Raw genomic sequence first — 17,847 nt, 5'->3', positions numbered from 1 at the left:
AGTCGGAAGTGCGCTTGAGCCAGCTATTCTTTTAATCATATTGGCCGGCTCAAGCAACCGTAAGTGGCGAAAGTTGCGCCGCCTTAAGGCTACGGCTTACTCAAGCCGCATCGAATAATCGGTGGCCCGCACATCCTTCGTCAGCGCACCGATGGATATCCGGTCCACGCCGGTTTCGGCAATCGTTCTCACGGTATCGAAGTTCACGCCGCCCGACACTTCCAGCACCGCCCGGCCGCCGGTTAGCCGCACGGCATCGCGCATGGCATCGAAGGCGAAGTTATCCAGCAGGATCGATTCCGCCCGATGCGCCAGCGCCGTTTCAAGCTGTTCGAGCGTCTCCACTTCAATCTGGATCGGCACGCTGGCGTTCAACGCGAGCGCCGCGTCCATCGCCGCGCCCACGCCGCCCGCCGCGGCAATGTGGTTTTCCTTGATCAGGATGCCGTCGTAAAGCGCCAGCCGCTGGTTCGCACCGCCGCCCACGCGCACCGCGTACTTCTGCGCGAGCCGCAAACCGGGCAAGGTCTTGCGGGTATCGAGAATCCGCGCCCGCGTCCCCTCGATTGAATCCACATAACGACGCGTCGCCGTCGCCACGCCGGACATCATCTGCAGGAAGTTCAGCCCATTGCGCTCGGCAGTCAGCAGCGCGCGCACCGGGCCGTGCAGCACGACCACGGGCGTATTGGCGACCATCCGCGCCCCTTCGCGATACAGCCATTCCACGCGTATCGATTCATCCACCCGGCGCATCACCGCCTCGAACCATGGAACCCCGCATAACACCGCCTCTTCGCGGACGATGATGCGGGCCGTACGCCGCACGGTGGCGGGCACGAGCATCCCGGTCCGGTCACCATCGCCGACGTCTTCAGCCAGCGCGTCAGTGACGTTGCGCTGAAGCGCCTGATCGAATGCAACGCCGTACGACGCCCGGATTTCTTCGAGCAAGGGAGAAACCAACTGACTCGCCGCCACTGCTACCTTCTCCACCTTCGCCACCATCACGCCGCTCCTACGTTTGAAAACAACGAAACATCCCTCGCCAGGTCCCCGCTCGCCTGCACGCGCTTCTTGTGACGCGCGGCGAAATCGAGCATTCGGTCGATTGGCAAGCGTGCGCGCGCCGCGATCCGCGAATCAACGAAGATCTCGTTGTGGCCGCGTTCAAGCACCTCCGCCAGATTCCCCAGGCCGTTCATTGCCATCCACGGGCAATGCGCGCAACTCTTGCAACTCGCGCTGTTCCCGGCCGTTGGCGCTTCAATGAACTCCTTGTCCGGCGCCGCAAGCCGCATCTTGTGCAGGATCCCGAGATCCGTCGCGACGATAAACCGCTTCGCCTCAAGCCTCACCGCCGCGTCGATCAATTGAGTTGTGGAACCGACCACGTCGGCGAGCGCGACCACCGCTTCCGGCGATTCCGGATGAACGAGGATTTTTGCATCGGGATATTCGGCGCGCAGCAGATCGAGTTCGACGCCCTTGAACTCATCGTGCACGAGACATGAGCCTTGCCACAGCAACATATCGGCGCCGGTTTTCTTCTGGATATAACTGCCCAGATGCCGGTCGGGCGCCCAGAGGATTTTTTCGCTGCGCGCGTGGAGATCCGCAACGATCTCCAACCCGATCGACGATGTCACCATCCAGTCCGCCCGCGCTTTCACAGCAGCGCTGGTGTTCGCGTACACCACGACCGTGCGGTCGGGATGAGCGTCGCAGAAAGCAGAAAACTCGTCAGCGGGACAACCCAGGTCGAGGGAACAGGTCGCGTCCAGATCAGGCATCAACACGCGCTTTTCCGGGCTGAGGATTTTCGCGGTCTCGCCCATGAAACGCACGCCGGCCACGATCAGCGTTTGCGCCGCATGGTCGCGCCCGAAACGCGCCATTTCCAGCGAATCCGCCACGCAACCACCGGTTTCATCGGCGAGTTCCTGCAGCTCGGCATCAACGTAGTAATGCGCGACCAGCACCGCTTTCTCGCGGACCAGCAACGCTCGAATGCGCTCCTTCAACTGGCGCTTTTCCTCACGCGAAGGGGCGTCCGGCACTTTCGCCCACGCCTGTCCAATGCCGCACGTCAGTCCCTGCGGCCGATCGTACTCGACGCTTTTAATTGCCTGCTCCATCGCTGCCTCGTCTCCATGTCTTCCAAATACACCGCGAATTCTGCGCCCCAAACGCAAAAACCCCGCCAGAGCGGGGTCTTGTGACGTCGTCAAATTTTAACGGATATCGATGACGAAGGTCGGTGCTGTAAAGCCGTCAGGCATAGCGACGCAGGCGTGAAGCAAAGTCCTGCAGCGCCTTGATCCCGCTTTGCTCGGCCCGATGACACCAGTCCTGCAGTTGCGCGAGCAGTTGTTCGCGCGACGCGTTGGAGCGATCCCACATGGCAGCCAGATCCTGACGCAACTCAATATACGTGCGCAGCTTGTGGTTGTCGGAGAAAAGCGCCGGCAGTTGCTGGCGTTGCGGCTCGTCCAGACCCGCCTCTTCCTTGTGCGCCCATTTGCGGGCACCGCGCATCAATTGGTACTTGTCTGCGGATCCGCCTTCTTTCAGCTTCGACAATTCCTGACGATACGCCCGCTTGAGCGCCTTGCCGTAACGCGCCATCACTTCGTAGCGATTCGACAGCACGGCTTGCAATGTGTCGTGATCGAGCACCGGCTTGGACGCCGACAGACGCGGCGTAGGCGCAATCTTCTTGACCTTGGCCAGCTTGAACGCCGACATGATGCGGATGTACATCCAGCCGATATCGAATTCGTACCACTTGTTCGACAGCTTCGCCGACGTAGCGTACGTGTGGTGATTGTTGTGCAGTTCTTCGCCGCCGATCAGGATGCCGAGCGGGAAGATGTTCGTGCTGGCGTCAGCGGAATTGAAGTTCCGGTAACCCCACCAGTGCGCCAACCCGTTCACCACACCGGCTGCCCAGAACGGAATCCAGATCATTTGCACGGCCCACACCGACAGCCCGACAAAGCCGAACAGCGCAACGTCGATCACCATCATGATGCTGATGCCGAGAATGGGATAACGCGTATAGACGTTGCGTTCCATCCAGTCGTCCGGCGTGCCGTGACTGAACCTGCGCAAGGTTTCCTCGTTCTTCGCTTCCGAACGGTAGAGTTCAGCGCCTTGAAGCAGGACCTTCCAGATGCCGCGCGTTTGCGGGCTGTGCGGATCTTCCTCGGTCTCGCACTTGGCGTGATGCTTACGGTGAATCGCGGCCCATTGACCGGTCAGCATGCCCGTGGTCATCCAGAGCCAGAAGCGGAAAAAGTGGCTGACGACCGGATGCAGTTCCAGCGCGCGATGCGCCTGGCAGCGATGCAAATAGACGGTCACGCCGATGATCGTGATGTGCGTCATCACGAGAGTGAACACCACGATCTGCCACCACGAGAGGTTGAGCAGTCCGTTGGCGAGAAATTCAAGCGATGAATTCAGCAAGGCAATTTACCTGGAAGGCGGAAAAAATTAGCCGAACGAAAACAGGATCGACGGCTGTTGGGTACATGAAAGCAACATGCATCTGGTTCGACGGCATTTTACGCCATGCGTTCCAAGTCTTTGTGTCGATTAAGAAAAATTTTGATTTCGCGCAGGGTCAACAGGAAATTTGACCGCTAAATCGCGTCGCTGTTTAGTGCGGTAAACACGAATTTCCCGCTTTTGAAAGCTTTGGCCGGCGATTGAACGCGTTTCCACCGGCCAAAGCGAGCAGACTTTACTTATTCCTCAGTGGCTTCCCCAGACGCTTCCACAACTGCGGCTTCCTTGGCGGCAACCGGCAACCGTTCAAGTACGGCGGCAAAGAAACCGTCTGTGCCGTGCTTGTGCGGCCACAGTCGCAAATAGTCGCCTGTATCGAGGTCGATACGCTGCTCAGCCAGCACCTCACGTGCCGGAACCAGCCTGAAGCCGGGGTGGGTCGCGAGAAACTGATTGACCACGCCTTCGTTTTCCGCTTCCAGCATGCTGCACGTTGCGTAGACGAGACGGCCGCCCACCTTCACCAGCCGCGCCGCGCTGGTCAGGATGGACAACTGCTTCGGCGTCAGTTCGGCCACCGATTCCGGCGACTGGCGCCATTTCAGGTCCGGATTACGCCGCAGGGTGCCGAGTCCGGAACACGGGGCATCGACGAGAACACGGTCAATCTTGCCGGCCAGGCGCTTGATCTTGGCGTCGTGTTCGCTGTCGATCAACACCGGATTCACATTCGACAAACCGCTGCGAGCCAGGCGTGGCTTGAGTTTCGCGAGCCGGCGGTCCGACACGTCGAAGGCGTAGAGACGGCCCGTGGAACGCATCATTGCGCCGAGCGCCAGCGTCTTGCCGCCCGCGCCCGCACAGAAATCGACGATCATCTCGCCGCGCCGGGGCGCGACCAGCGAGCACAAAAGCTGGCTGCCTTCGTCCTGCACCTCGATCCAGCCATCCTGGAACGGCTGCAGACGCGTCAACGCCGGCTTGCCGTCCACACGCACGCCAAACGGGGCATACGGCATTTCGCCTGCATCAATACCTGCTTCGGTCAGCGTCTTGATAACCAGCTCGCGCGTGGCCTTGATCGGGTTCGCGCGCAGATCGAGCGGCGCCGGGTAATTCAGCGCGGCGGCGAGCAACGCCAACTCTTCAGTGTCGAAGCGCTTCGTCATGGCGTCGTAGATCCACTGCGGCAAATTGGTCCGCACCCGCACCGGCAAGCTGCCCGGATCGATCTTCGAGACCTGGTTGAGCCACTGGTATTCATCGGCGGAAATGAAAGGCTTTACCGCCGACAGACCTGCCGTCTGCATCAGGCCCAGCAAGGCGAGACGCCGCGCCAAGTTGCCGCTGCCGCTTTCGGCGAGATGCGAAAACTCCATCTTCCGGCGCAACACGGCAAACACCGCTTCGGCGATCACGCCGCGTTCGTTGTGACCAAGCTTCGGATGCGCGCGGAAAAAGCGGCTGGTGGCCGCGTCCGCTGGGCCGCTGAAGCGTAAAACGTCAGCCAGCAACGTTTCTGTCTGTCCTATCAAAAATCCATGAAGCCTCATACGCCCTCCCCGGCAATGTCGGCAAAGAGCCATTGCGGCTCTGGTGGCGTGAGCACGACACGCTCGCCGTCGATGGCAAGACGCCCTTCGACGAACCAGCGCACCGCGCGTGGGTAAATAATGTGTTCGACCGCCAGCACGCGCGAAGCGAGCGCTGCGGCGTCGTCGCCGGCCATGACCGGCACCGCGGCCTGCGCGACGATGGGACCATGATCCAGCGTTGGCGTGACAAAATGGACGCTCGCGCCGTGCACGCGCACGCCGGCATCCAGCGCCTGCTGGTGGGTTTTGAGCCCCGGAAAGCACGGCAGCAGCGACGGGTGAATATTGACCATGCGGCCCGCGTAACGCTCGACGAAAGCATCGGTCAGTACGCGCATGAAGCCCGCGAGCATGACGAGATCCGGCTCGAAGCCGTCGATACTGCGTGCAAGCGCCTGATCGAAGGCATCGCGCGTGGTGAAATCACGGTGATCTACAACTGTTGCTGGAATCCCGTTCGCCGCCGCGAACGCAAGCCCGGCGGCGTCTGGGCGATTCGATATGACAGCGGCCACCTGCGCCCGCCAGCCTTCGCGCGCGCAAGCCCGCACGACGGTTTCCATATTGGTTCCCCGCCCGGAAATCAGGATGACGATTTTTTTCATCCACGGATTTTATCATTCGATGCTGTCAAAACCTGGCGAATCCGCCCGCCCCACAGTGCGCCCGGCCTCCGTCCTGTGCTGTGAGCGTTTATAATCGAACGTTTTGCGGCTTTGCCAGCCTCGCGCTGCGTGAGCCCTGCAAGACCGCATTTGGCTTGTTTTGAGCCCATTTAACCGCTAACCGCCGACCCAACCGATATCGTGAGAGTCTTTCGCGGCCTACCCAATGCCGAAAGCCGCGCGCCCTGTGCGCTGACCATCGGCAATTTCGACGGTGTCCACCGTGGCCATCAGGCGCTGCTCGCCCATGTGCGTGCCGCCGCGGACGCCCGCGGCCTGCCGGTCTGCGTGATGACCTTCGAGCCGCATCCCCGCGAATTTTTCAATCCCGCCGGCGCGCCGCCGCGCATCGCCATGTTGCGTGACAAGCTTGAAGCGCTGCGCACGAACGGCGTGGATCGCGTCGTAGTCGAACATTTCAATCACACCTTCGCCAGCCAGCCGCCCGATACGTTCGTCGAAAACGTGATCGTGAACGGGCTGCATGCGCGCTGGGTGATGATTGGCGACGATTTCCGCTACGGCGCCAAACGCGCGGGCGATTTTGAATCGCTGCAACTGGCCGGACACAAACACGGCTTCGAAGTCGAACAAATGGCAACGGTCGCGGACCTGAACGGCGCGCGTATTTCGAGTTCGGGCGTGCGGTCGTCGCTGGTCGCGGGCGATCTCGATGCCGCCCGCCTCGCACTCGGCCGCCCTTATGTGATTAGCGGCCACGTGGTCCACGGGCAAAAACTCGGCCGCGATCTCGGTTTTCCCACGCTCAACATGCCGATCGCCCACAAGCGGCCGGCGCTCGCGGGCATCTTCGTCGTGCTTGTGCATGGACTCGGACCCGACCCGCTGCCCGGCGTGGCGAGCCTCGGACTGCGCCCGACCGTCGACGATTCCGGCCGCGTGCTGCTTGAAACCTTCGTGCTCGACTGGCATGGCGACGCGTACGGCAAGCTCGTGCGTATCGAATTCCTGAAAAAGCTGCGCGACGAGGAGAAATACGTGGACCTCGAAACCCTGACGGCAGCCATAGCGCGCGACGTGACCAACGCCCGCGCGTATTTCGCTGCAGACGTGAACTCAAGTGGCCGCGACAGCGGTTTCGCCACCTCGGCCACCGACCGAATTAGGTGAGCGCGTGGCGCCGGGTGCTTGGCATTTTCATCAAGCCCCCGACGCGCCGCCCGCTGCCTCGCTAAACACGCACCTTCGAGCCCGTTCCCGAGCTTGTCCGCTTGGAACCGCCGCCTCACCGCCGCATCATCGAATAGATATCGAGTCATCCATGAGCAACAAGAAAGAAGCCAAGCCCCAGTCGAAGTATCCGGTCAACTTGCTGGATACACCGTTCCCCATGCGGGGTGACTTGCCCAAGCGCGAGCCGCAATGGGTGCAGGAATGGCAGGACAACAAGATCTACGAGAAGATCCGCGCCGCCAGCAAGGGCCGCAAGAAGTTCATCCTGCATGACGGCCCGCCGTATGCGAACGGCGACATCCACCTCGGCCACGCGGTGAACAAGATCCTGAAGGACATGATCGTGAAGGCGCGCAATCTCGCGGGCTTCGACGCGGTCTACGTCCCCGGCTGGGATTGCCACGGCATGCCCATCGAAATCCAGATCGAGAAGCAGTTCGGCAAGTCGCTGCCGGCACGCGAAGTGATGGAAAAAGCACGCACCTACGCGAGCGCGCAGATCGAAAAGCAGAAGCTCGGCTTCCGTCGTCTCGGTGTGCTCGGCGATTGGGACAATCCGTACAAGACGATGAACTTCACCAACGAAGCGGGCGAAATCCGCGCGTTGGGGAAAATCCTTGAGAAGGGTTATGTGTATCGCGGGCTGAAGCCGGTGAACTGGTGTTTCGATTGCGGCTCGGCGCTCGCTGAAGCTGAAGTCGAGTATCAGGACAAGGTCGATCCGACTATCGACGTGCTGTTCGCTTTTGCCGAGCCGGAAAAGACCGCGCAGGCGTTTAGCCTTGCCGCGTTGCCGAAGCAAGAAGGCGGCGTCGTGATCTGGACGACGACGCCATGGACCATCCCCGCGAACCAGGCGCTCAACGTGCATCCGGAGATTGTCTATAGCCTCGTCGATACGAAAAAGGGTCTGCTGATCCTGGCCGCTGACCGCGTGGAAGAATGCCTGAAGCAATACGGCCTGACGGGTTCGACTATCGCGACCACGACGGGCGAGAAACTGAGCGGCCTGCGCTTTCATCATCCGCTGAGCGCGGCCCACCCTGGCTATAAACGCACCGCGCCCGTGTATCTGGGCGAGTACGTGACGACCGAAAGCGGCACGGGGATCGTGCATTCGTCGCCGGCGTATGGCGTGGAAGACTTCGTGTCGTGCAAGGCGCATGGCATGACGGACTCGGACATCATCGGCCCGGTCATGGGCGACGGGCGGTATATCGAGTCGTTGCCGCTATTCGGCGGATTGTCGATCTGGGAAGCGAATGACCAGATCGTGGAAGCGCTGCGCGGCGCGAAGTCCCTGCTGAAAACCGAGCACTACAAGCACAGCTACATGCACTGCTGGCGCCACAAGACGCCGATCATCTATCGCGCGACATCGCAGTGGTTCGCGGGCATGGACGTGAAGCCCAACGATACGTCCCGAACGCTGCGCGAAACCGCGCTGGAAGGCATCGAGAACACCGCGTTCTTCCCTGCATGGGGCAAGCAGCGTTTGTACAGCATGATCGCGAATCGGCCGGACTGGACGCTCTCCCGGCAACGCCAATGGGGCGTGCCAATGGCGTTTTTCGTCCACAAGGAAACCGGCGACCTGCATCCGCGAACGCTGGAGCTGCTGGAAGAAGTGGCGAAGCGCGTGGAGGTGAGCGGCATCGAAGCGTGGCAAACGCTTGATCCGGCGGAATTGCTTGGCGACGAAGCCAACATGTATGAGAAGAATCGCGACACGCTCGACGTGTGGTTCGATTCCGGCACGACCCACTGGCACGTACTGCGCGGCTCGCACAAGGATTCGCTGCAGTTCCCGGCAGACTTGTACCTGGAAGGCTCGGACCAGCATCGCGGATGGTTCCATTCGTCGCTGCTCACCGCGTCCATGCTAGATGGCCGCCCGCCGTACAACGCGCTGCTCACGCACGGCTTCACGGTCGATGGCGAAGGCCGCAAGATGTCGAAGTCGCTGGGTAACGGCATCGATCCGCATGAAGTGTCGAACCGGCTGGGCGCGGAAATCATCCGCCTGTGGATTGCATCGACGGATTATTCGGGCGAACTCGCGATCTCCGAAGAGATCCTGAAGCGCGTGACGGAGACGTATCGGCGGATTCGCAATACGTTGCGTTTCCTCTTGTCCAATCTCTCCGATTTCGACTTCGAGCAGCACGCGCGTCCGGTGGAAGACTGGCTCGAAATCGATCAATACGCTGTCGCGCTCGCGCAGAACCTGCAAGACGATGTGCTCGCGCATTACGAGAAATTCGAGTTCCATCCGGTGGTATCGAAGCTCGCGACGTTCTGCTCGGAAGATCTCGGCGGGTTTTATCTCGACGTGTTGAAGGATCGGCTCTACACCATGAAGCCCGATTCGCGCGAACGGCGCGCGGCGCAGACGGTGTTGCATCACATCGCGCATGGTTTGCTGCGGCTGGTCGCGCCGTATCTGTCATTCACGGCGGAAGAGGCCTACAAGGTGCTGCAACCCGGCCGCGACACCATTTTCACCGAGGTGTATCACGCGTATCCGCAAGTGCCCGAAGCCGGCGAACTGCTCGACAAGTGGACGCTGATCCGCTCGGCGCGCAGCGACGTCACCAAGGCGCTGGAAGAAGCGCGCACGGCGAATCTGATCGGTTCGTCGCTGCAAGCTGAAGTCGATGTCCGGGCAAGCGGCGCGCGGTACAACGCGCTGAATAGTCTCGGCGATGACCTCAGCTTCGTGCTGATTACATCGGCGGCGCGGTTGGTGAAGGTGGCCAGCGAAGCGGAAGAAGGCGTCGACGTGATGGCATCGACGTATCTGAAATGCGAGCGCTGCTGGCACTATTGCGCGGACGTGGGGGCATCGGCGGAACATCCTGGTTTGTGCGGCCGCTGTATCACCAATCTCTTCGGCAACGGCGAAACGCGGAGCGCAGCATAATGGCAAGAACGATGTCGAAACCCAGTCAAAGCAGTGGTTCACTCGCGCCGTGGCTCGGCGTCGCGCTGATCGTAATTCTCTTCGACCAGTTGTCGAAGATCGCGGTCGCGCGCGTGTTCGCGTATGGCGAACCGCATGCGCTCACGCCGTTCTTCAACTTGTTCCTGATCTACAACCGCGGCGCGGCGTTCAGCTTTCTCGCCACCGCTGGCGGCTGGCAGCGTTGGGGTTTCACGGCGCTTGGCGTGGTCGCGGCTATCGTGATCTGCTACTTGCTGAAACGGCACGGCACGCAACGGTTGTTCTGCACGGCGCTGGCGCTGATCATGGGCGGCGCGATCGGCAATGTGATCGACCGGATTGCGTATGGCCACGTGATCGACTTTCTGGATTTCCACGTTAATGCGTGGCACTGGCCGGCGTTTAATCTCGCCGACAGCGCAATTACCATCGGCGCCGTGCTGCTCGTTTTCGATGAGTTGCGGCGCGTGCGCGGAGCGAAGTAACCAGCTTGACGGAGGCATCGTTGGACAACGCAGAACTCGCAGGAAAGCATCTCGTACTTGGGCTGTCAGGCGGTATTGCGTGCTACAAGATCGCCGAACTCACGCGTCTGCTGGTGAAAGCCGGCGCGACCGTGCAGATCGTGATGACCGATGCCGCCACCCAGTTCATCACGCCCGTCACCATGCAGGCGCTGTCCGGGCGTCCCGTGTACACATCGCAATGGGACGCGCGGATTGCGAACAACATGGCGCATATCGATTTGTCGCGTGAAGCCGATGCCATCGTGATCGCGCCCGCCTCCACTGACTTTATCGCCAAGCTAGCGCATGGCAATTGCGACGACTTGCTGTCCACGCTGTGCGTGGCGCGCGATTGTCCATTGCTTGTTGTCCCCGCGATGAATCGCCAGATGTGGCAAAACCCGGCGACGCAACGCAACGTCGCGCAACTGCGTGCCGATGGCGTGCAAGTGCTCGGCCCCGATTCCGGCCCGCAAGCCTGCGGCGAAGTGGGCGATGGCCGGATGCTGGAACCATCGGCAACATTCGAGGCTATTTGCGCGTTCTTTCAGCCGAAGATTTTGCAAGGCCATCGCGTGTTGATTACGGCCGGTCCGACGTTCGAGCCGCTCGATCCTGTGCGCGGCATCACGAATCGCTCGTCCGGCAAGATGGGCTTCGCGCTCGCGCGCGCGGCGGCTCAAGCCGGCGCAGATGTGCATCTCGTAGCCGGTCCGGTTTCGTTGGAAACACCTTGGGGTGTTTATCGCGAAGATGTGCAGACCGCGCAGCAAATGCACGACGCCGTGATGCATGCCACGCCGGATTCGGACATCTTTATCGCCGTGGCGGCAGTCGCGGATTGGCGCGTGGACCACTTGAGCGAGCACAAGATCAAGAAGACCGCCGACCAGCCGATGCCCTCCTTCACGTTCGTCGAAAATCCGGACATTCTCGCGACCGTCGCACGTCTGCCAAACCCGCCGTATTGCGTGGGTTTCGCGGCGGAAAGCGGGGACCTTGAGGTGCACGGCGAGGAGAAGCGTGCACGCAAGAATGTGCCGCTGCTGATCGGCAATCTCGGACCGCTGACGTTTGGTCTCGACGATAACGAGGTCGTCTTGTTTGAAGCATCCGGTATCACCCGCCTGCCACGCGCCGATAAAAAGCTGCTCGCGAAATTGCTGATCAGCGAGATTGCGAAGCGGGCGCCACGTGGCGGTTCGTTGCTGTCTTAGCTTTTTCCAGAGACCATGACGACGAAACTCTCCGTACTCGATCAAACGCCGGTCATTCACGGCCACAGCACCGCCGACGCAATCGCGGCCACGCTCGATCTCGCCCGTCTTGCCGATGACCTCGGCTACACGCGTTACTGGTGCGCCGAGCATCACGGTTTGCGCGGGGTATCGAATCCGTGTCCTGAGGTTTTGCTCGCGCGTATCGGCAGCATCACCCAGCAAATACGCATCGGCTCGGGCGGCGTCATGTTGCCCTACTACAGCTCGTTCAAGGTCGCAGAACAGTTCCTGATGCTCGAAGCGCTGTTCCCGAATCGCGTGGATCTTGGAGTTGGACGCGCACCCGGCGGCGATATGCGCACGGCGCAAGCGGTGGCCGCGGGCGACTACAATCGCGGCGATATTTTCCCGCAGCAAGTGGGCGAACTCGTCGGCCTGTTCGACGGCACGCTGCCCGAAGATCACCTCGCGCATGGCGTGTTGCTGCAGCCTGAAATTGCTACGCGTCCCGAGTTGTGGATGCTCGGTTCCAGCGATTTCGGCGGTCTGCTCGCGGCGCAACTTGGCATTCGTTTCGCGTTCGCGCATTTTATTAACGCGCAATATGGGCATCGGGTGGCGGAGGCGTATCGCGAGCGGTTTATATCGCGGAATGGGTCGACGCCTTATCTTGCCGCGGCTGTCTTCGTGATTTGCGCCGATACCGAAACGGAAGCAGCCGCACTCGAACGCGCGGTTGATCTACGCCGCGTGCAGATGGCGTACGGGTTGAACATGCCGATTCCATCGATTGCTCAGGGAGCAAATCAGGCGTTCGGCGAACGTGAACTGAGCGTGATTGCGCGGGAAAAAAATCGCAGCATTATCGGCACGCCGGAACGGGTGACCGAACAATTGCATGAACTTCAACAACGTTTCGACGCCGACGAACTGATCGTGCTGACCGTTGCAGGAAGTTATCCGGCGCGTTTGCGCTCGTATGAACTGCTGGCTGAAGCCTTCGAACTCAACAAACAGACTCCATGAAACTCGATATCAAGATCCTCGATGCGCGCATGCGCGACTATCTGCCCGCCTACGCCACCCCCGGCAGCGCCGGACTCGACCTGCGTGCTTGCCTGGATGAAGCCATTACGCTCGAACCTGGCCAGACCGTGCTGGTGCCGACGGGGCTGGCGATTCATATCGAAGATCCGGGTTATGCGGCGGTGATCTTGCCGCGTTCAGGGCTGGGTCATAAGCATGGTGTGGTGTTGGGGAATCTGGTCGGGTTAATTGACTCGGATTACCAGGGCCAATTGATGATTTCTACATGGAATCGCGGCGCGGCGGCGTTCACGCTGAACCCGTTTGAACGCCTCGCGCAACTGGTGATCGTGCCGGTGGTTCAGGCTACGTTTAATATTGTCGATGACTTCGCCCAGAGCGAGCGCGGCGCCGGTGGTTTCGGCAGCACGGGCAAGCACTGAGCTTCTAGCGCGGTATAAAAACCTTATGCGCGGCACGCCGCTGCGTACGTTCGAATGACCTGCCGCACGCGGTCCTGAACCAGCGCGAGCGGCTCGTTTTTGAGCAGACCACGCCGCACCGCCCAATACTGATCCGGCAAGGACTGGCTGAGCAAATTCTCCGGGATGTTCAAAGCGCTGAGGTTATCCAGCAGCTTTTCCGCGGCCGCGTTGATCTCTTGATCGGCCCAGTAATAACGCACGCGGTCGCTATAACTGTACGTGCGTAAAACGCGTTGCTGCCCGGCATCGCCGTGATAATACTTTTCCCAGTTAGACGGCTTGCTCAGCATCACGCGCTCGACTACCGCTCGCAGATTGGATCGCTGACTCTCCGAAACCAACTGCGTTTCGATATCCGCTAAAGCGTACAACGCCTCGCGCAAGGCGAACGTTACGCCTGGGCCGACCTTGAGAATACGGAAGCCATCCCGCACCAAAACAGCCAATGCTTCAGGCGTCTGATAATCCGTGGAATGCGCCTCGAAAACCATGCCGGGTAAATCGTCCAGCGCGCTCTTCAACGACTCCGCACGCGATGGCACGTAATCGATCACCTTCGTGTGATCGAACTCAACGCCGGGTTGTACAACCAAAGCGACCACGCGCGACCACGCGTCTTGTATGCCCTGTTCTTGCCACGCTTTTTTGTGGACTAAAGCCGTTTCAATCGCCGCTTCACGCGATGTCGGCTCAACCACTTCCAACTCTTCCGCTGCACCGCCCGGCACCGGGACTTCCGTGCCGATCACATACACCGGACTCACGCTGAGACCTGCACGCTTCACAGCGGCCTCCGCAACCGCGCACAAACGCGCGGCCCTCGAAGCCACCACTGCATCCGATAGCCGCTCGGGGTCATCGGCGCATGACATGCTGGTATCGAGGTGAAGCTTCGTGAATCCCGCCGATGCATACGCATCGATCAACGCCTCGGCGCGTTGCATGGCTTCTTCGGCCGGAAGATGACGCCACGCGTTCGGTCCGAGGTGATCGCCGCCGAGAATCAGATGCTCGTGCGGGAAGCCAACACGTTCAGCAATCCCTCGCACGAAGTCGACAAAATCAGCCGGCTTCATGCCCGTATAACCGCCGTATTGATCGACCTGATTCGATGTCGATTCGATCAGCAACGGCGTCTCGTCTTCCAGCGCCTGCCGCATGGCCGCCTCGAGCACCCAAGGGTGCGCGGAGCAAATCGAATAGATCCCGGCAAGCCACGCCGACGCCGGATGCGCATTGCTCAAACGCGAGACGATCGAATTCATGACATCACTCCGTGGTTGCCGTTGCTAAAAATGCATCCAGTTCGGCGAACGTCGCGGTGCCTTCCATTGGGCCCTTCACACCGACCGCCCGCGCGCCGCTTGCGCACGCGTATTTCAGCGCGCCATCCACGTCCATGCCCTGCGCGCGGCAACTGATGAACGTCGCGCCGAAGCAATCGCCTGCGCCAGTCGGATCGAGTTCCTCGACCTTGAAAGCGGGCCGATGCGTCTCGCTGTTGCTATCGAAGAAACTGCAGCCCTGCGCGCCGCGCTTGACCACCACTTCCTTTACGCCGCGCTTAAGCAATTCTTCGACAGCGCCCTGCTCCGTTTTAGCGCTCGCGAGCAACGTGACTTCGTGACCGCTCGGCAGAAAGACATCGGTGTAATCGAGGATGAAATCGAGCGCGTCGCGCATCTCCGGAATCCGCAGCATTTCCTTGCGGATATTCGGATCGAAACTCACTGTGCCGCCGTTCGTCTTCACCGTTTCGATAGCCTGCTTCATCGCTTCGATGATCCTGAACGAGAACAGCGACGACCCCATCACGTGAAAATTGCCACACGTCGCGAGCAGATCGTCACGCAAATTCGCCACCGACAACTGCGCCGACGCGCTGTTCGTAATGTTGTAGATGAAATCGCGATCGCCGTCTTCGCGATACGTGACGAATGCGCTGCCGGTAGTCGCGTCCTTCAGCACAGCAATGCCCGAAACATCCACGCCATCAGCGCGCAAGCGTTCGACGTTGAGCACGCCGAAATCGTCATCGCCTACGCAGCCGATCATCGCGCAGGGACTGCCAAGCTTCGCGACCTGATCGATGAAAATAGCCGGTGCGCCGCTCGCGAACGGACCAATGAGCGTGCCTGGTTCGCTAAATCGCTGGCCGATTTTAGTGGCCATGATCTCGACCAGAATCTCGCCCATCGCAACGATGGTGCCGGGTTTTCTGGAGGGAATACCGTTTGAGTTAGGCATGACGTTTCTTCGTTTGGACATCGATATAAAGCGCGATCGGATCACGATGCGTTGCCAGGAAAGCAAAACCAAGATCACTGATTGCGGAATTCAAGAATTCCTTCTTCCCGCCGATGCACGGCTAGTCCGGCTTTGAGAATCAGATCAAGTGTCGGCGGGTCGATGGCGTCATCGAGCACCAGCCCGCCCAGGCGGCTGACGTGACAGAAAGCCTCGCCTTCGCCTTGCAGCACAGGTTGGTAAGCCACGACGGCACAGCGTTTAGCGTTTTTTAAAGCAGCTTTGAACACGCCTGCAAGACGTGGATCGGCGCACAGCAAATTGCCCTCGCGATCGATACCGGTCGCCTCAAGCACCGCCAGATCCAGCGACAGCGCAGACAGCGAACGTTCGGCGTCCGGGCCAAGCAGCACAGTGGAATCGTCATCCAGCAAACCGCCGGTGAGACGCAATTCGCAGCGCATGAAACGCTGGACGGTCGGCGCCATCGCGATGTCGTTAAGCGTTAGCGCCAAGTTTGCGCGGTCAGCGAGCAGCGGCAACAGCTTGTGCGTAATCAATCCCGCGCCGATGAACACCGACGCGTGGTCATCGATAAAATCAGCCGCCATGCGCGCAATCGCCATGTCCGCAGCCTGCCGCGTCGCACTGGAAGCTACGGCCGCCAGCAAATTCTCGCCGGGCCGTTGAGCAACGTAGCGCGCCTTGCCAAACGCCCGGATCAGGTAGCGCTGCTGCTCCAGGTAGTTCAGGTCCGAGCGGATCGTGACGCTGGAAACGTCGAACGCCGTTGCGAGTTCGTCGACCGATACTTCGCCCCGCTTGCGGACAAGTTCGACGATACGCAGACGCCGATGGAGCGAATTCTTGTTAGCCAGCACGGGCGGCACCACCTTTGCACTTTCGTTTCGAAAGATTTTAATTTCGAAACGAAAGACGTGCAAAGGGGTTCTGATCGGTGTTTACCCGTGCTTTCGATACCAAAGCAGATAGGTCGCGGCAAGAACGACCATGAACGCCAGCCCATAGACAAGCGTCATGCGGAATTCGCTCGTGAAGGCGGTGGTGATCATGATCGCCGCCATCAAACCCGCGCCGAGCAAACTGCCGAACGGATGCAGGACCATCCGGAAAGACAGCGCTGGTCCGTCATATCGAGCGCGGAAAAACAGGTGCGTGACGAAGATCAGCAGCCAGGCGAACATCGCGCCGAAGATGGCCAGCGACATCATCAAACCGAACGCCATCGCCGGCCAGAACGCCGTCAGGATGGTGGCCAACGCAATCCCACTCGTCGATAACGACAGCGCCGCCGTCGGCACACCGTTCGCGCTCAGGCGCCCGAAGCGCGCCGGGGCGTAACCGGCCCGCGAGAGGCTGAACATCATGCGCGTGGTGATATAGAGCTGGCTATTCATGGCGGAAAGCGCGGCGATCAGCACCACGAAGTTGATCACGCCCGCAGCGTACGGAACGTGCGTCGCGGCCATGACCTTGACGAATGGGCTTTCGTCGGTGCTGGCCTGCGTCCAAGGAACGATCGCGAGCATCAACGCCAGTGTGAGCAGATAGAACAGCACCAGCCGGAATACGGTCGACCGAAACGCCCGCGCCACGGCGCGCTGCGGATCACGCGCTTCGCCGGCCGCGACCGCGATCGTCTCGATGTTCAGATAACTGAAGATGGAAACAATGACCGCGAACCACATGCCCCTCACGCCGTGCGGAAAGAACCCGCCGTGCGCCGTGAAATTATTCAGCCCGACGCCGGACGACACCGGCGCGCCGTACACGAACACCGCCCCGAGCAGGATGAACGCGACGATCGCCACGATTTTCAGCATCGAAAACGCGTATTCGATCACGCCGTACACCTTGACGCTAGCGGCGTTCACGCCGATCAGCGCGGCGGAAAAACCGACGATCCAATACCAGCCCGGGACGTTCGCGAACCAGTACTTCATGAACACGGCGACCGCGCTGACCTCGGTGCCGACCGCGAACACGACGGCCGACCAGTACGCGTATCGCACGAGATAACCCGCCAGCGGCCCGATATAAAACTCCGCGTACGCGCCGAACGACCCGGACGTCGGATGCGCGACGGTCATCTCGGCGAGCGCGCCCATCAGCAACAACGCGATCAGCGCGCCGATCGCGTAACTCACCAACACGCTCGGCCCGGCGAAACCGATCGCGAAACCGCTGCCCAGAAAAAGCCCGGTCCCAATCGCCCCGCCGATAGCAATCATCGACATCTGCCCGGCGGTCAAACTCCGGTGCAGCCCCTTTTCCCGTTCGACGATGGTCTCGAACGATCCACGTTTAAAGCTCAAATCAACCTCTTGAAGTCAATATCCGCAACGAATGCGGACGCAAAAAAGCGAGGCGGCACGGGAAACTTCCCCGCGCCGCCTCGCCGATGATGACACACCTCAAGCGCGTGTCACCT

15 protein-coding genes are annotated in these 17,847 nt (G+C 60.5%); 6 read left to right on the top strand and 9 right to left on the bottom strand.

What is annotated here, in order from left to right; all coding sequences use genetic code 11:
• Nucleotides 1-96 precede the first annotated feature (96 nt).
• The 5 genes from nadC to purN form a co-directional block, all read right to left on the bottom strand.
• Nucleotides 97-1,008: a carboxylating nicotinate-nucleotide diphosphorylase gene (nadC, locus tag ACMX25_RS16035; RefSeq protein WP_414950976.1), complete on the bottom strand. Its 912-nt coding sequence runs from the start codon at nucleotides 1,006-1,008 to the stop codon at nucleotides 97-99.
• Nucleotides 1,008-2,138, bottom strand: coding sequence for a quinolinate synthase NadA (nadA, locus tag ACMX25_RS16030; RefSeq protein ID WP_414950975.1), 1,131 nt, complete (start codon nucleotides 2,136-2,138; stop codon nucleotides 1,008-1,010). Before nadA ends, nadC begins: the two co-directional genes overlap by 1 nt.
• 136 nt (nucleotides 2,139-2,274) lie before the next feature.
• Nucleotides 2,275-3,471, bottom strand: a complete 1,197-nt coding sequence (locus ACMX25_RS16025) for a DesA family fatty acid desaturase (RefSeq protein WP_414950974.1) — start codon at nucleotides 3,469-3,471, stop codon at nucleotides 2,275-2,277.
• Between the two features lie 281 nt (nucleotides 3,472-3,752).
• The gene (locus tag ACMX25_RS16020) at nucleotides 3,753-5,066 is read right to left on the bottom strand and encodes an RsmB/NOP family class I SAM-dependent RNA methyltransferase (RefSeq protein ID WP_414950973.1); all 1,314 of its coding nucleotides are present in this window, start codon (nucleotides 5,064-5,066) and stop codon (nucleotides 3,753-3,755) included.
• Entirely contained in the window at nucleotides 5,063-5,713 is a 651-nt protein-coding gene (gene purN / locus ACMX25_RS16015) for a phosphoribosylglycinamide formyltransferase (protein ID WP_414950972.1), read from the bottom strand. The genes ACMX25_RS16020 and purN overlap by 4 nt, the downstream gene beginning before the upstream one ends.
• Nucleotides 5,714-5,914: 201 nt before the next feature.
• Between purN and ACMX25_RS16010 the strand changes: the two genes are divergently transcribed.
• The 6 genes from ACMX25_RS16010 (at nucleotide 5,915) to dut (ending at nucleotide 13,106) form a co-directional block, all read left to right on the top strand.
• Complete coding sequence (locus tag ACMX25_RS16010) at nucleotides 5,915-6,904, top strand: bifunctional riboflavin kinase/FAD synthetase (RefSeq protein ID WP_414950971.1); 990 nt, start codon at nucleotides 5,915-5,917, stop codon at nucleotides 6,902-6,904.
• Nucleotides 6,905-7,055: 151 nt separating this feature from the next.
• On the top strand, nucleotides 7,056-9,890 hold the full coding sequence (gene ileS / locus ACMX25_RS16005) for an isoleucine--tRNA ligase (protein WP_414950970.1): 2,835 nt from the start codon (nucleotides 7,056-7,058) through the stop codon (nucleotides 9,888-9,890).
• Complete coding sequence (gene lspA, locus ACMX25_RS16000; RefSeq protein WP_414950968.1) at nucleotides 9,890-10,396, top strand: signal peptidase II; 507 nt, start codon at nucleotides 9,890-9,892, stop codon at nucleotides 10,394-10,396. The genes ileS and lspA overlap by 1 nt, the downstream gene beginning before the upstream one ends.
• Nucleotides 10,397-10,416: 20 nt before the next feature.
• On the top strand, nucleotides 10,417-11,634 hold the full coding sequence (coaBC, locus tag ACMX25_RS15995) for a bifunctional phosphopantothenoylcysteine decarboxylase/phosphopantothenate--cysteine ligase CoaBC (protein WP_414950967.1): 1,218 nt from the start codon (nucleotides 10,417-10,419) through the stop codon (nucleotides 11,632-11,634).
• A gap of 15 nt (nucleotides 11,635-11,649) precedes the next feature.
• The gene (locus ACMX25_RS15990) at nucleotides 11,650-12,663 is read left to right on the top strand and encodes an LLM class flavin-dependent oxidoreductase (protein WP_414950966.1); all 1,014 of its coding nucleotides are present in this window, start codon (nucleotides 11,650-11,652) and stop codon (nucleotides 12,661-12,663) included.
• Nucleotides 12,660-13,106, top strand: coding sequence for a dUTP diphosphatase (dut, locus tag ACMX25_RS15985; RefSeq protein WP_414950965.1), 447 nt, complete (start codon nucleotides 12,660-12,662; stop codon nucleotides 13,104-13,106). Before ACMX25_RS15990 ends, dut begins: the two co-directional genes overlap by 4 nt.
• Nucleotides 13,107-13,129: 23 nt before the next feature.
• On the opposite strand, the gene ACMX25_RS15980 is transcribed toward dut, so the two are convergent.
• From ACMX25_RS15980 to ACMX25_RS15965, 4 genes are all read right to left on the bottom strand, one after another.
• On the bottom strand, nucleotides 13,130-14,413 hold the full coding sequence (locus ACMX25_RS15980; protein ID WP_414950964.1) for a D-tagatose-bisphosphate aldolase, class II, non-catalytic subunit: 1,284 nt from the start codon (nucleotides 14,411-14,413) through the stop codon (nucleotides 13,130-13,132).
• Between the two features lie 4 nt (nucleotides 14,414-14,417).
• Nucleotides 14,418-15,395, bottom strand: coding sequence for a tagatose kinase (locus ACMX25_RS15975; protein ID WP_414950963.1), 978 nt, complete (start codon nucleotides 15,393-15,395; stop codon nucleotides 14,418-14,420).
• Between the two features lie 74 nt (nucleotides 15,396-15,469).
• Entirely contained in the window at nucleotides 15,470-16,276 is an 807-nt protein-coding gene (locus tag ACMX25_RS15970; RefSeq protein ID WP_414950962.1) for a DeoR/GlpR family DNA-binding transcription regulator, read from the bottom strand.
• 81 nt (nucleotides 16,277-16,357) lie between these two features.
• Nucleotides 16,358-17,731: an amino acid permease gene (locus ACMX25_RS15965; RefSeq protein WP_414950960.1), complete on the bottom strand. Its 1,374-nt coding sequence runs from the start codon at nucleotides 17,729-17,731 to the stop codon at nucleotides 16,358-16,360.
• Between the last annotated feature and the right edge of the window lie 116 nt (nucleotides 17,732-17,847).

Origin of the sequence: Caballeronia eucalypticola, assembly GCF_047608185.1 — a bacterium.
Classification (GTDB): Bacteria; Pseudomonadota; Gammaproteobacteria; order Burkholderiales; family Burkholderiaceae; genus Caballeronia.
The sequence above is the reverse complement of the archived record's forward strand: the minus strand, read 5'-3'. Positions and strand labels throughout refer to the sequence as shown.

Coding starts and splice junctions, on each gene's coding strand:
- dut (WP_414950965.1), top strand. CDS start 12,660: ATGAAACTCGATATCAAGATCCTCGATGCGCGCATGCGCGACTATCTG.
- ileS (WP_414950970.1), top strand. CDS start 7,056: ATGAGCAACAAGAAAGAAGCCAAGCCCCAGTCGAAGTATCCGGTCAAC.
- purN (WP_414950972.1), bottom strand. CDS start 5,713: ATGAAAAAAATCGTCATCCTGATTTCCGGGCGGGGAACCAATATGGAA.
- ACMX25_RS15980 (WP_414950964.1), bottom strand. CDS start 14,413: ATGAATTCGATCGTCTCGCGTTTGAGCAATGCGCATCCGGCGTCGGCG.
- lspA (WP_414950968.1), top strand. CDS start 9,890: ATGGCAAGAACGATGTCGAAACCCAGTCAAAGCAGTGGTTCACTCGCG.
- ACMX25_RS15975 (WP_414950963.1), bottom strand. CDS start 15,395: ATGCCTAACTCAAACGGTATTCCCTCCAGAAAACCCGGCACCATCGTT.
- ACMX25_RS16020 (WP_414950973.1), bottom strand. CDS start 5,066: ATGAGGCTTCATGGATTTTTGATAGGACAGACAGAAACGTTGCTGGCT.
- ACMX25_RS15990 (WP_414950966.1), top strand. CDS start 11,650: ATGACGACGAAACTCTCCGTACTCGATCAAACGCCGGTCATTCACGGC.
- nadA (WP_414950975.1), bottom strand. CDS start 2,138: ATGGAGCAGGCAATTAAAAGCGTCGAGTACGATCGGCCGCAGGGACTG.
- nadC (WP_414950976.1), bottom strand. CDS start 1,008: ATGGTGGCGAAGGTGGAGAAGGTAGCAGTGGCGGCGAGTCAGTTGGTT.